We start from the raw sequence: 13,679 nt of genomic DNA, 5'->3' as shown, positions 1-13,679 counted from the left end.
CCGACCATGTCTGACGCCCCGGCGATCCCGGGCGTCCGGCACGATGAGAGGCACCACCCCATGCACGACACCGGAACCGCGATCAAGACGGCTCCGGCCCCCGACCAGGAAGAACAGCGGACAGAGCGGCCCGAGGAGCAGCCCAGCAAGCATGCTCGCCGCTTCGGCCTTCCCATCGCCACCTGCCTCGTCATGGGCAACATCATCGGCGGCGGCATCTTCCTGCTCCCGGCCTCCGTCGCCCCCTTCGGGACCATCAGCCTCGTCGCGTTCGGCGTCCTTACCCTGGGCGCGATCGCCCTCGCCCTGGTCTTCGGGCGGCTCGCGCAGCGCGATCCGCGCACCGGCGGACCGTACGTCTACGCGCGCGAGGCCTTCGGTGACTTCGCGGGATTCCTCGCGGCCTGGTCCTACTGGGCCACCGCCTGGGTGTCGAACGCCGCGCTCGCCGTGGCGGCCGTCGGCTATCTCGACGTCCTGATACCGGTGGGCGGCCACAAGTGGACCGCTTGCCTGGCCGCCCTCGTCCTGCAACTCCTGCCCGCGCTCGCGAACTTCGCGGGCACGCGGTACGTCGGCGCGGTCCAGGTCGTCGCCACCGTCCTGAAGTTCCTGCCGCTGATCCTTGTCGCGGTCGGCGGGCTCTTCTTCTTCGACAGCGCCAATCTCGGGCCCTTCCGGGCGAGCGACGACAGCCCGGTCGGTGCGATCTCCGCGTCCGCCGCGATCCTGCTCTTCTCCTACCTGGGAGTGGAGTCGGCCGCCGTCAGCGCCGGTGAAGTACGCGACCCGCGGCGCAACGTCGGGCGCGCCACCATCCTCGGCACCCTCGGCGCCGCCCTCGTCTATCTGCTCGGCACCCTCGCCGTCTTCGGCACCGTCGCCCACGACAAGCTCGTCGGCTCCACCGCGCCGTTCTCGGACGCCGTCAACGTCATGTTCGGCGGCTCCTGGGGCGGCAGCGCGGTGGCGATCGCGGCGGTCGTGTCGATCCTCGGCGCCCTGAACGGCTGGACCCTGCTGAGCGCCCAGACGCCGTACGCGGCAGCCAAGGACGGCCTCTTCCCGCCGGCCTTCGCGAGGAAGCGGCGCGGCGTGCCGACCATGGGAGTCCTGGTCACCGTCGTCCTCGCCTCGCTGCTCACCGTCTACAACTACACGGCCGGATCGAGCGGCGTCTTCGAGTCCCTCGTCCTGATCACCACGTTCACCGCGACCGTGCCCTACCTCCTGGCCACCGCCGCCCAGATCTACTTCCTCGTCTCCGGACAGGGCGAGCGCGTCAACCGGGCCCGCCTGGTGCGGGACGGCGTCCTCGCGGGCATCGCGTGCGGGTTCTCCATGTGGCTGGTCGCCGGGTCCGGATACGCGGCCGTCTACCAGGGCGTCCTGTTCCTCTTCGCGGGCGTGCTCGTCTACGCATGGATGGCGGCCCGCAAGGAGCGGCCCGCCACCCACTGATTCCCCGACCCCCGTCGGCCCGGGACCTTCCTGTTGTGTCGGATCGGACGGTGCCGGACTACCTGGCGAGCGGCGCGACCACCCAGCGGCGGGTGGTGAACATGCCGTCGGGCGGGCCGATCTCGATCAGCTTGCGGGCGGCCGGGTAGGCCTCGTTGCCCTCGATCTCATAGCCGACGTCGAACGTGCCCGGCACGTCCCTGACCTGCGGATCCTGCTGGGCCCTCGCGCCCTTGCCGCCCTGCTCGGCGTCGGCCGTGACGGCGGCGAGCTCGGCGAGCAGCTTCCGCTGGGCAGCCGCGAGCGCCTCGTGCGGGTCGCGGGCCCGCGGCGCGGCAGCCGCCTTGCCGCCGGCGGGAGGCGGCGCGATGTCGGTGCTCGGCTCGCGCGTCGTGCCGGTGGCCTCGCGCGTGGAGATCTGCGCCTGGACGACGGTCCCGTCGTTGTCGAGCGCCACGCGGATGAGACCGCGGTCGGGCGTGATGACCGGTACGCCGTCGAAGACCTGCCGGAACGTCACATGCGTCTCGAGCGACACCGGCTGCCCGAGCTCGGAGCCGTCCTTCGCCCCGGAGTTCTGCATCAGGTCGTGCACGCTGTCGACGACCAGTTCGGCGCCGTCGGCGTGCTGCTCGGCGAAGGTGCGCGCCGTCTCGACGGCCTGGTCGGTGGGCAGCTGCCGCAGATTGCGCTGGTTGGTCTCGGCGAGCTTGACCCACCGGATGGCGTGCGGAGCCGTGGAGACCGTCCGGTCGCCCGAGGTGGCGCTGAGCACGCCCTGCCGCTCGACCTGCACCTCTTGCAGCGCCGCCGACGGGAAGTCGGCGATGCGGCCCATCCTGGTGAGCTCCTCGCCCGGGTCGCGCGGCGCGAGCTGGACGATCTGCGGGCTGCTCGGCGCCTGCGTCAGCGGCTGCCTGAGGCTGTCGCGCGCGTTGAACCAGCGCCACGCGTACCAGTTGTCCGGCACGTGCTCGCGGTAGAGGGTCCGCTCGCCGTTGAGGCGGGCGGTGGCGTCGGCCTGGTTGGTGCCGACCGCGCAGACCGAGGGCGCCTGGCCCTTGTAGATGTCCCAGCTCGCGTTCAGCCACGCGTCGGTGAACGTCTGCCCGGCCCGCCACTTCTCCCAGAACTTCTTGCCGTAGTCCGGGCTGTCGATGCTGACGGTCTCGAACCCGAAGATCATGCGGAAGCCGATGTTGGGCCCCGCCCAGGTGCGGATCGGGGAGTGCCCGCCGAGGACCCGCAGCGAGGTGCAGGTCGACCAGAAGACGTAGTTCGCCTTCTCGTTGCCCAGCGCCATCCGGTTCGAGACCGCGTCGCTGCGGCCGTCCCAGACCGCGCCCAGGGGCGCGAAGAAGACGCCGTTCCCGTCCATGCCGCCGTGGCCCGAGTGGTAGACGGCGACCACCGAGTCCATCCCGTAGCGGTCCTGCCAGTTGTCGTACGTCTCCTCGTACGCCCAGACCTGCGCCCCGCCGTCCGCGAACCAGAAGTTGCGGTCGTAGAACTGCTGGAGGTACGCCAGCCACCCGGTGGCATCGGCGTGCGTGTGGAAGAGAGACGACTGGTTGACGAACTTCTGGATGCTGAAGGCGCCCCACCAGCCGAATGTCGAGTCGCGGGTCCCGGCGGCTCCCGGCTTCGCCCCTTCGAGCGGGGACGGACCGCGGTCCGTGTAGTTCATGCGCATGGCCAAACCCCCTGAGTGATCTCCTCGTCCGTGCGAGGGGGCCTCAAAGTGTCACCGCAGCCGCGCCTTGCACAGTTGGCATTTCGGCCATAGCGACCGTGCCCCGGGACTGCCGTGGCGCCTCAGGAACCCCGGTTCTCCCTGCTGAGGAGCCTGCCGCGGATCTTCTGCAGCCGGGGCATCAGGACGTACACGACCGTGAGGACCACGGCGGCACTGAGCAGCAGGGTCTGGACCACCATGGGCAGCTTCGCGAGCCAGGAGTGGAAGAGCAGCTCCAGGACGGTGAGGGTCGGGAAGACCGAGATCCAGATCATCAGGGCCATGTGGTGACGGGGCGGGGGCGCGGTCTGCATGGGGGTTCCTTCGGGGTGTCCGGGAATCCGGGAGCGGGGGATCGGAAATCTCCAACCAAACGTTTGGAGATTGGTGCCGGAAAGCTAGCACGAGGCCGGAACCATCTCCAAACAACTGGTTGGGTATGCTCGTGCCCATGGCCTGGGACACCGCACGCACCCGGCAGGCGCTGCTCGACGCCGCCGTTGACGAGTTCGCCGAGCACGGATTCGACGGCGCCCGCATCGACCGCATCGGGACGCGGGCGGGCGTCAACAAGGAGCGGATCTACCAGTACTTCGGCAACAAGGAGAAGCTCTTCGGGCACGTCCTGGAGGCCGAGCTCGACCGCATCGCCACCACGATCCCCGTCACCGTCGAACAGGCCGCCGACCTCGGCGAGTACGCGGGCCGGCTGTACGACTACCACCGCTCCCGCCCCCAGTTCATCCGGCTCCTGCACTGGGAGGGCCTGCGCGACAAGGGCGCCCCCGCCCTCAAGGAGGCCGAGCGCACCGTGACGTACGGGGCCAGGGTCGAGGCGCTCGCCCAGGCCCAGAGCGACGGCACCCTGGACCCGGCCCTCGACCCCAGGGGGCTGTTCTACGCCGTACTGGCCCTCGGGGCCTGGTGGTTCAGCGTTCCCCAGGCGGTTCGGATGATCTTCGGCGGGGAGCAGCGGCCGGAGACGGAGCGGGACGCGCTGATCGCCCTCGTGCGGCGGCTGGCCGGTCAGGGCGACCGCTGAGGCGGAACCTCCTGTCGCCCGCGCCCTCTTGGGCCGCCCGGTGGCCGCCTGCCGTTCACCGTCCGAGGGCCGGTCTTCCGCGTGCGCCGAGTCAGGGTGTGATCGGATGGGTGCACGGACGTTCCGGAACGCATCTCGGAACCGCACTGAAGGGATCAACATCGTGGCTACCACGCGCTCCGCGCACACGGTCTGGGAAGGCAACCTGACGGAGGGGTCGGGCACCGTCACCTTCGACTCCTCCGGGATCGGGGAGCAGGCCGTGTCCTGGCCGTCCCGCGCCGAGCAGGCCAACGGCAAGACCAGCCCGGAAGAGCTGATCGCCGCCGCGCACTCCAGCTGCTTCTCCATGGCCTTCTCGAACGGTCTGAACAGCGCGGGCACCCCGCCCACCCGCCTGGTCACGTCCGCTGACGTGACGTTCCAGCCGGGCACCGGCATCACCGGCATCCACCTCACCGTCGAGGGCACGGTGCCGGGCATCGACGAGGCCGCGTTCACCGCCGCCGCCGAGGACGCCAAGAAGAACTGCCCCGTGAGCCAGGCGCTGACGGGCACGACCATCACGCTGACGGCCAAGCTCGCCTGACGCACGGCTTTCCGCCATTCTCCGACGGTGCCGCCGCCCCTCAGGGGCGGCGGCACCGTCATAGGCGGCATTGACAACGGGCCGCTCAAGTTTTGTGATGGAGGTCGAAGTACGCCGGGAAACGGGCTCGCGGTGGAAGGGGACTGGACATGGCACGTGCAGTCGGGATCGACCTCGGTACGACGAACTCGGTGGTGGCCGTCCTGGAGGGCGGTGATCCCACGGTCGTCGCCAACGCGGAGGGGGCGCGCACCACACCCTCGGTCATCGCCTTCGCGAAGAACGGCGACGTACTCGTCGGGGAAGTGGCCAAGCGGCAGGCCGTGACGAATGTGGAGCGCACCGCACGCTCCGTCAAACGCCATATGGGCGACGGGAGTTGGCGCTTCCCGGAGGACGGGTCCGTGGAGGGCACCCGGTACACCGCCCAGGAGCTCTCCGCCCGCGTCCTGCAGAAGCTCAAGCGTGACGCCGAGTCCTATCTGGGCGAGGACGTCACGGACGCGGTCGTCACCGTCCCCGCGTACTTCGACGACGCCCAGCGCCAGGCCACCAAGGAGGCCGGAGAGATCGCGGGCCTGAAGGTGCTCCGCATCATCAACGAACCGACGGCCGCGGCCCTCGCGTACGGCCTCGACAAGGGCGACGACCAGACGGTCCTCGTCTTCGACCTCGGCGGCGGCACCTTCGACGTCTCGCTCCTGGAGATGGGCGACGGCGTCATCGAGGTGAAGGCCACCAACGGCGACACGCAGTTGGGCGGCGACGACTGGGACCAGCGCATCGTCGAGCACCTGGTGCGGCAGTTCAAGAACGCGCACGGAGTGGACCTCGGCAAGGACAAGATGGCGCTGCAACGGCTGCGGGAGGGCGCCGAGAAGGCGAAGATCGAGCTGTCCTCGTCGAGCGAGACGGACATCAACCTTCCGTACGTCACGGCGTCGGCGGACGGCCCTCTGCACCTTGCGGAGAAGCTGACCCGTGCTCAGTTCCAGGAGCTGACCGCAGACTTGCTCGAGCGCTGCCGCACCCCCTTCCACCAGGCGGTGAAGGACGCGGGCGTGCAGCTGTCGGCCGTCGACCACGTGATTCTGGTGGGCGGCTCGACGCGGATGCCCGCGGTGACGGAGCTGGTCAAGGAACTCACCGGGAGCGAGCCGCACAAGGGGGTCAACCCGGACGAGGTGGTCGCGCTCGGCGCGGCGCTCCAGGCCGGTGTGATCAGGGGTGACGTGAAGGACGTCCTGCTCCTCGACGTGACGCCGCTGTCCCTCGGGATCGAGACCAAGGGCGGCATCATGACCAAACTCATCGAACGCAACACGACCATTCCCACCCGGCGTTCGGAGACCTTCTCGACCGCCGAGGACAACCAGCCCTCGGTCGGCATCCAGGTCTTCCAGGGGGAGCGTGAGATCGCCGCGTACAACAAGAAGCTGGGCGTCTTCGACCTGACGGGACTGCCCCCGGCGCCGCGCGGCGTGCCCAAGATCGAGGTCACCTTCGACATCGACGCCAACGGAATCATGCACGTCTCCGCCAAGGACGAGGCGACGGGGCGCGAACAGCGCATGACGGTCACGGGCGGCTCCGCGCTGCCCAAGGGCGACATCAACCGCATGGTGCGCGAGGCGGAGGAGCACGCGGAGGAGGACCGCAAGCGGCGCGACGCGGCGGAGACCCGCAACCAGGCGGAGCAGCTCGTCTACCAGACGGAGCGGTTCCTGCGCGAGAACGAGGAGAAGATCCCCGCCGCGACCAGGACCGAGGTCGAGGCCGCCGCCACGGAGTTGAAGGGCCTCCTGAAGGACAGGCCCGACGACACGGCGGCGCTGCGCACCGGCGCCGAGAAGCTGGCCTCCGTCAGCCAGCGGATGGGGCAGGCCATGTACGAGTCCGCAGGCGAGGCCGCCCAGGAGCAGGCGCCCCCGGAGTCCTCCCCGGCCGAGGAGGGCGTGGTCGACGCGGAGATCGTGGACGACGAGAAGCCGGAGAAGAAGGCGGGGGAGTAGCCCGCCCCGGCAGCGGCGGGGAGGGGGTCAGGAGGGGATCAGGACCCCGTCTTCTCCCACCCCCGCCGCTCCGGACGCGGCCCCACCCTGCGCGGGTCCTTGCTCCGGTACACGACGTACGGCCGGAACAGGTACTGCACCGGCGCGCTGAACATGTGCACCAGCCGTGTGAACGGAATCAGCGCGAACAGCGCGAGGCCGACCAGCGCATGGATCTGGTACAGGACGGGAACCCCCGCCATCAGCTCCGTGTCGGGCTGCAGGGTGAACAGGCTCCGCGCCCAAGGGGCAATGGATTCACGGTAGTTGTAGCCGTCGCCCGACGCGTGCGTCAGCTTGGCGACCATGCCGAGCACGATCGCCGCGAAGAGCACGAGATACATCAGCTTGTCATTGGCGGTCGTCGCCCGGAACACCGGCGCGTTCGTGCGCCGCCGGTAGAGCAGCAGCAGGATGCCGAGCACCAGCAGGATGCCCGCCGCGGTGCCGCCGTACAGCGAGAACAGGTGGTACGTGTGCTCCTTCACGCCCACCTTCTCCGTCCATGACTCGGGGACGAAGAGTCCCACCAGATGCCCGACGAGGACGAAGAGGATTCCGTAGTGGAACATCGGCGACGCGATGTTCAGGAGCTTCGACTCGTACACCTGGGAGGAGCGCGTCGTCCAGCCGAACTTGTCGTAGCGGTAGCGCCAGAGGAGGCCCGCCACCAGGAGGACGACGGCCACGTACGGGATGACACCCCACAGCAGCGTTCTCATCAGTGCTCCCCGATCAGTGCGAAGGGTTCAAGGCCGACGTCCTCGCGCGGGGGCCCCGACCGGGCGAGCGCCTGCGCCTCGGCCCGGTCCTTCGGCGACGGGCCCGGGAGCGTCGCGCACACCGCTTCGAGGACGGGGGCGTACGGAGTGCCGAAATCGGTGAGGGCGAGGCGCAGCAGCTCCAGGCCCGGCCGGTGCTCCTCCAGGAGGACGGGACCCGCGTGCGCGGAGAACTCCAGGACCGCGGGCAGGAAGTCCGGCAGCTCCTCGCCGGTGAACTCCATGCCGTGCTCCCGGTAGACCTCCTTGAAGCGGACCAGGGCCATCCCGCGCCGCCGTGTGTCGCCGTCGCGCCACCAGCTGAGGTAGAGGCTGTGACGGTTCTTGAAGTCGAAGACCTGGACGTAGTGCGCGGCGAGTTCGGACGGGTCGGCCGCCGCGGCGTGCGTCAGGAAACTCTCCAACTGGGGTGCCGCAGCCGTCAGTTGGGGGAGCAGTCCGCGGAACTCCTCGTCCGGGTAGGACAGGCAGTGCGCGGCTGCCTGATAGAGCACGGCATGGTCGCTCACAGTGTGTCCTTCTCGGTGGCGGATGGCTGCTCGTCGGCGGTCTGCCGGTCCCGCAGGGCGTGAAAGTTCTCGATGGTCACCAGCGGGAGTTGCTTGCGGCCCGAGTCCTGGCCGAACGGGCCGTCCCCGCCCATCCCCGGACCGTCCTCGAAGTCGAGGCTGCACGAGTCCGGAAGGGCCGACTCCTCCAGGCGCTGCGCGTCACCGACCGCGGCGGTCGGGATGACGTAGCGGTCCTCGTACTTGGCGATGGCGAGCAGCCGGTACATCTCCTCGATCTCCTGCCCCGACATGCCGACGGCGTCGGCGACCGAACTGTCGGGCCGGTCACCGAGGTTGATCGCCCGCATGTGCGCCCGCATCGCCGCCAGCTTCTCGAGGGAGGCCCGCACCGGACCCACGTCACCGGCCGTGAAGATCTCCGCCAGGTATTCGAGGGGGATGCGCAGGGTGTCGATCGCGCCGAAGAGGTTGTCCAGGTCCTCGCCGTCGTGCCCGGTCTCGCTCAGCGCGTCCACGACCGGGGAGAGCGGCGGGATGTACCAGACCATCGGCATCGTCCGGTACTCCGGATGCAGCGGAAGAGCCACCTTGTACGTGCTGATCAGCGCGTGCACGGGGGAGCGGCGCGCCGCTTCCACCCAGTCGTGGCCGATCCCGGCCTTCTCGGCCTCGCGCCGCACCTCGGGGTCGTCCGGGTCGAGGAAGACCCCCAACTGGGCCTCGTAGAGCGCCTTGTCGTCCTTGACCGACGCGGCCTCGGTGACCTTGTCGGCGTCGTACAGGATCACACCGAGGTAGCGAAGACGGCCCACGCACGTCTCCGAGCAGACCGTGGGAAGCCCCACCTCAAGGCGCGGGTAGCACATCGTGCACTTCTCGGCCTTGCCGGTGCGGTGGTTGAAGTACACCTTCTTGTACGGGCAGCCGGTCACGCACTTGCGCCAGCCCCGGCAGCTGTCCTGGTCGACGAGGACGATGCCGTCCTCCTCGCGCTTGTACATCGCGCCGGAGGGGCAGGACGCCACGCACGCCGGGTTCAGGCAGTGCTCGCAGATCCGCGGAAGATAGAACATGAAGGTCTGCTCGAAGGCGAACTTCACCTTCTCCGCGGCCTTTTCGCGGGTCTTGGCCACCATCGGGTCGAGGTCGCCGTACTCCGTCGCGCCGCCCAGGTTGTCGTCCCAGTTCGAGGACCACTCGATCTTCATGGGCTTGCCGCTGATCAGCGAGCGCGGTTCGGCGACGGGGTAGTCGTCGCCCAGCGGGGCGTCGGTGAGGTTCTTGTACTCGTACGTCCAGGGCTCGTAGTAGTCCTTGATCTCCGGCAGCTTCGGGTTGGAGAAGATCTCCAGGAGGGCCTTGATGCGGCCGCCGTTCTTGAGCTTCAGGGCGCCCTTCTTGTTCAGCTCCCAGCCGCCGCGCCACTTCTCCTGGTCCTCGTAGCGGCGCGGATAGCCCTGGCCAGGACGGGTCTCCACGTTGTTGAACCAGACGTACTCCATGCCGTCGCGGTTGGTCCACGCCTGCTTGCAGGTGACGGAGCAGGTGTGGCAGCCGATGCACTTGTCGAGGTTCATGACCATCGCGATCTGTGCCATCACTCGTCTATTGGTGACTGCGTCACGGGGCATCAGTACTGAACCTCCTGGCTGCGGCGGCGGATGACCGTCACCTCGTCGCGCTGGTTGCCCGTCGGGCCCAGGTAGTTGAAGGCCCACGACAGCTGGGCGTAGCCGCCGATGAGATGGGACGGCTTGAGGATCAGACGGGTCAGGGAGTTGTGGATGCCGCCGCGCTTGCCGGTGGTCTCCGCCTTGGGGACGTTCACCGTGCGCTCCTGCGCGTGGTGCATGTAGACCGTGCCGGCCGGCATCCGGTGCGAGACGACCGCGCGCGCGACCACGACGCCGTTGCGGTTGACCGCCTCGATCCAGTCGTTGTCCTTCACGCCGATCGCGTCCGCGTCCTGCGGTGCCATCCAGATGCACTGGCCGCCCCGCGAGAGGGACAGCATGAAGAGGTTGTCCTGGTACTCGGAGTGGATGGACCACTTGTTGTGCGGGGTGAGATAGCGGACCGTCACCTCCTTCTCGCCGTCCGGGCCGAGCCGTGGCTCCCCGAAGAGACGGTTCATGTCCAGCGGCGGCCGGTAGACCGGCATCGCCTCGCCCAGCTCGTGGATCCAGTCGTGGTCGAGGAAGAAGTGCTGCCGCCCGGTGAGCGTGTGCCAGGGCTTGAGGTGCTCGGTGTTGAGCGTGAACGCCGTGTAGCGGCGCCCGCCCGACTCGCTGCCCGACCACTCGGGCGAGGTGATCACGGGGACGGGGGCCGCCTGCGTGTCGGCGTACGTGATGCGCTTGCCCTCGTGCTCGGCCGCCAGGTGCGCCATCTCCTGGCCCGTGCGCGCCTCCAGGGTGTGGAAGCCCTGCGTGGCGAGGCGGCCGTTGGTCGTGCCGGACAGGGCGAGGATGGTGTTCGCCGCCTTGACCGCCGTGTCCAGGGCGGGGCGCCCGTCGGCGGGACCGCCGCGCACGACGCCGTTGCGCTCGCGCAGCTCGTCGACCTCCTGGTCGGGCCGCAGCGCGATGCCCTTCGCGGGCAGCCCGAGCTTCTCCGCCAGCGGGCCGAGCGCCGCGAACTTCGCGCCGATCGCCGTGTAGTCCCGCTCGACGACCGTCAGGCCCGGCATCGTCCTGCCCGGGATCGCCTCGCACTCGCCCTTGCGCCAGTCCAGGACGACACCGCCGGGCTGCGCCGTCTCGCCGGGGGTGTCGTGCTGGAGGGCCGTGGCGACGACGTCCTTGCGTGTGCCGAGATGGTCCACGGACAGCTCGCTGAGCCGGTCGGCGATCGCCTTGAACGCGTCGAAGTCGGTGCGGGCCTGCCAGGGCGGGTCGACGGCCGGGGTGAAGGAGTGGACGTAGGGGTGCATGTCCGTCGAGGACAGGTCGTGCTTCTCGTACCAGGTCGCCGCGGGAAGCACCACGTCCGAGAGGAGCGTCGACGACGTCTGCCGGAAGTCCAGCGAGACGAGCAGGTCGAGCTTCCCCTCGGGGGCCTCATCCCGCCACTTCACCGTCGAGGGCCGCTCGTCGGGAGAGGCCTCCTCCGCCCGCAGCGACGAGTGCGTGCCCAGCAGATGCTTGGTGAAGTACTCCGCGCCCTTGGCCGACGAACCGAGCAGATTGGCGCGCCACAGGGTCAGGACGCGCGGCCAGTTCTCCGGGGCGTCCGGGTCCTCGCAGGCGAAGTTGAGAGTGCCCGCCTTGAGTTCGTCGACGACATTGGCGACGGGATCACTCGAAGTGTCGCCCAGATCAAGGGAGTTGCGGTCGAAGGTCGGGTACGAGGGCATCCAGCCGGTGCGCGCCGAGAGCGCGAGGCAGTCCGCGCCCGTCATCCCCGCGAACCTGCCCTCGCCCAGCGGCGATGCGAGCACGTCCGCCGCGAACTTGTCGTAGCGCCACTGGTCGGTGTTGAGGAACCAGTACGCGGCGCCGATCATCTGCCGCGGTGGCCTGCTCCAGTCGTTGGCGCTGGCCAGCGTCGCCCAGCCGGTCGCCGGACGGCACTTCTCCTGCCCGACGTAGTGCGCCCAGCCGCCGCCGTTGCGGCCCTGGCAGCCGGTCAGCTGGAGCAGCGCGAGGAAGGCGCGGTAGATCGTCTCGGAGTGGAACCAGTGGTTGGTCCCCGCCCCCATGAGGATCATGCAGCGGCCGCGCGACTTCTCGGCGGTCTGCGCGAACTCCCGCGCGATCTTCACGGCCTTCGCGGCCGGGACCGAGGTGTGCGCCTCCTGCCAGGCGGGGGTGCCGGGCGCGTCGGCGTCCTCGTACGAAGCGGGCCACTCACCCGGAAGCCCCTCGCGCCCGACGCCGTACTGCGCGAGCAGCAGGTCGAAGACCGTCGTGACGAGCGGCCCGTCCTGCCCGCCGAGCCGCGTGGCGGGCACCCCTCGGCGCACGATCTCGCCGCGGCCCTGGCCGTGCGTGCCGCCCTCGGTGTCGAAGCGGGGGAGCAGCACCTCGACGCCCGTGGAGATGTCGGAGTCGTGCAGGGTGAGCTGCGGCTTGATGTTGCCGAGCTCCAGATTCCACTTGCCCTTGCCGGAGTCGGTCCAGCGGAAGCCGAGCGAGCCGTTCGGGACGGCGGGCTGCCCGGTGTTCTCGTCCAGGACGGCCGTCTTCCAGTCGCCGCCCTCGCCGCTCTGGCCCAGGTCGGTGGCGCGCAGGAACTTCGACGGGACGAACGCGCCGTCGCGCTCGGTCAGCGTCACCAGGAAGGGCAGGTCGGTGAACTTGCGGACGTAGTCGGTGAAGAAGTCCGTCTGCCGGTCGACGAAGAACTCCTTGAGGACGACGTGGCCCATCGCGATGGCGAGGGCCCCGTCCGTGCCGGGGTGCGGGTGCAGCCACTCGTCGGCGAACTTGGCGTTGTCGGCGTAGTCGGGCGCGACGACCACGACCTTCTGGCCGCGGTAGCGCGCCTCCGCCATCCAGTGCGCGTCCGGCGTACGCGTCACCGGGACGTTCGAGCCCCACATCATCAGGTACGCGGCGTCCCACCAGTCACCCGACTCCGGTACGTCGGTCTGGTCGCCGAAGACCTGCGGCGACGCGACCGGCAGGTCCGCGTACCAGTCGTAGAAGGAGAGCATCGGCGCGCCGATCAGCGACATGAAGCGGGCGCCCGCCGCGTGCGACACCATCGACATCGCGGGGATGGGGGAGAAGCCCGCGACCCGGTCGGGGCCGTGCGTCTTGATCGTGTGGACGTGCGCCGCCGCGATGATCTCGACGGCCTCGTCCCAGGTCGCCCGCACCAACCCGCCCTTGCCGCGAGCCTGTTGGTACGTCCTGCGCCGCTCCGGGTCGCCCTGGATGTCGGCCCAGGCCAGGACCGGGTCCTTCAGGCGTGACTTCGCCTCGCGGTACATCTCCAGGAGAACGCCGCGCAGGTACGGATAGCGCACGCGGGTCGGCGAGTACGTGTACCAGGAGAACGCGGCACCGCGCGGGCAGCCGCGCGGCTCGTACTCGGGGCGGTCGGGGCCGACAGAGGGATAGTCGGTCTGCTGGGTCTCCCAGGTGATGATGCCGTCCTTGACGTACACCTTCCAGCGGCAGGAGCCCGTGCAGTTCACGCCGTGCGTCGAGTTCACGACCTTGTCGTGGCTCCACCGGTCCCGGTAGAAGGCGTCCGCGTCCCGGCCGCCGACGAGCCCGATGCTGTGCAGGTCGGGGGCGGCGGTGCCGCGGCGGAAGAACTTGCCCGCACGCAGCAGCGCGGCGCCGGGCTCGGTCGTCTCTGTCACCCTTGAGCTCCCTAAGTCTGCCTTTCGACGAACCTAGGTGCGGGGCGCCGGGGGCACACGGCGGCGACCGCCGTACGGGTTGCGGGCACGCTCGTGGCGTCGGCGCTTACCCCTGAGGTAATCGACCCCCGCGCGGGGGCCCGGCAGGGTGGTCCCACCGGATCCGGTCCGGCGCACTCCGGCCCGGATCCGG

The 13,679-nt window shown here is 69.7% G+C and carries 10 protein-coding genes; 4 read left to right on the top strand and 6 right to left on the bottom strand.

The features are described 5' to 3' along the window. Nucleotides 1–60: 60 nt before the first annotated feature. Nucleotides 61–1,461, top strand: coding sequence for an amino acid permease (locus ABZ833_RS11180; protein WP_361044219.1), 1,401 nt, complete (start codon nt 61–63; stop codon nt 1,459–1,461). 58 nt (nt 1,462–1,519) lie between these two features. On the opposite strand, the gene ABZ833_RS11175 is transcribed toward ABZ833_RS11180, so the two are convergent. Both ABZ833_RS11175 and ABZ833_RS11170 read right to left on the bottom strand, forming a co-directional pair. After that, nucleotides 1,520–3,154 carry a DUF6345 domain-containing protein gene (locus ABZ833_RS11175; RefSeq protein ID WP_361044217.1) on the bottom strand — a complete coding sequence of 545 codons (1,635 nt, stop codon included), beginning with the start codon at nt 3,152–3,154 and terminating at the stop codon, nt 1,520–1,522. A gap of 122 nt (nt 3,155–3,276) precedes the next feature. After that, a complete protein-coding gene (locus ABZ833_RS11170) occupies nt 3,277–3,510 on the bottom strand; it encodes a hypothetical protein (protein WP_361044215.1) in 234 nt (77 codons plus the stop codon). Nucleotides 3,511–3,647: 137 nt separating this feature from the next. Between ABZ833_RS11170 and ABZ833_RS11165 the strand changes: the two genes are divergently transcribed. From ABZ833_RS11165 to dnaK, 3 genes are all read left to right on the top strand, one after another. Next, nucleotides 3,648–4,238 (top strand): TetR family transcriptional regulator, encoded by a 591-nt coding sequence (locus ABZ833_RS11165; protein ID WP_361044212.1) that lies wholly within the window; start codon nt 3,648–3,650, stop codon nt 4,236–4,238. 163 nt (nt 4,239–4,401) lie between these two features. After that, the gene (locus tag ABZ833_RS11160; RefSeq protein ID WP_361044210.1) at nt 4,402–4,827 is read left to right on the top strand and encodes an OsmC family peroxiredoxin; all 426 of its coding nucleotides are present in this window, start codon (nt 4,402–4,404) and stop codon (nt 4,825–4,827) included. 149 nt (nt 4,828–4,976) lie between these two features. After that, nucleotides 4,977–6,839: a molecular chaperone DnaK gene (dnaK, locus tag ABZ833_RS11155; protein ID WP_361044207.1), complete on the top strand. Its 1,863-nt coding sequence runs from the start codon at nt 4,977–4,979 to the stop codon at nt 6,837–6,839. Between the two features lie 38 nt (nt 6,840–6,877). Here the strand turns inward: dnaK and narI are convergent, their stop codons facing one another. The 4 genes from narI to ABZ833_RS11135 are packed head-to-tail and all read right to left on the bottom strand — an operon-like array spanning nt 6,878 to nt 13,486. Continuing rightward, nucleotides 6,878–7,600, bottom strand: a complete 723-nt coding sequence (narI, locus tag ABZ833_RS11150; protein WP_361044205.1) for a respiratory nitrate reductase subunit gamma — start codon at nt 7,598–7,600, stop codon at nt 6,878–6,880. After that, the gene (narJ, locus tag ABZ833_RS11145) at nt 7,600–8,169 is read right to left on the bottom strand and encodes a nitrate reductase molybdenum cofactor assembly chaperone (protein ID WP_361044203.1); all 570 of its coding nucleotides are present in this window, start codon (nt 8,167–8,169) and stop codon (nt 7,600–7,602) included. The genes narI and narJ overlap by 1 nt, the downstream gene beginning before the upstream one ends. After that, a complete protein-coding gene (gene narH, locus ABZ833_RS11140) occupies nt 8,166–9,770 on the bottom strand; it encodes a nitrate reductase subunit beta (protein ID WP_361044201.1) in 1,605 nt (534 codons plus the stop codon). The genes narJ and narH overlap by 4 nt, the downstream gene beginning before the upstream one ends. A gap of 32 nt (nt 9,771–9,802) precedes the next feature. After that, entirely contained in the window at nt 9,803–13,486 is a 3,684-nt protein-coding gene (locus ABZ833_RS11135; RefSeq protein WP_361044199.1) for a nitrate reductase subunit alpha, read from the bottom strand. Nucleotides 13,487–13,679 lie beyond the last annotated feature (193 nt).

The organism is Streptomyces sp. NPDC047525 (genome assembly GCF_040643025.1).
GTDB lineage: Bacteria > Actinomycetota > Actinomycetes > Streptomycetales > Streptomycetaceae > Streptomyces > Streptomyces durmitorensis.
The sequence above is the reverse complement of the archived record's forward strand: the minus strand, read 5'-3'. Positions and strand labels throughout refer to the sequence as shown.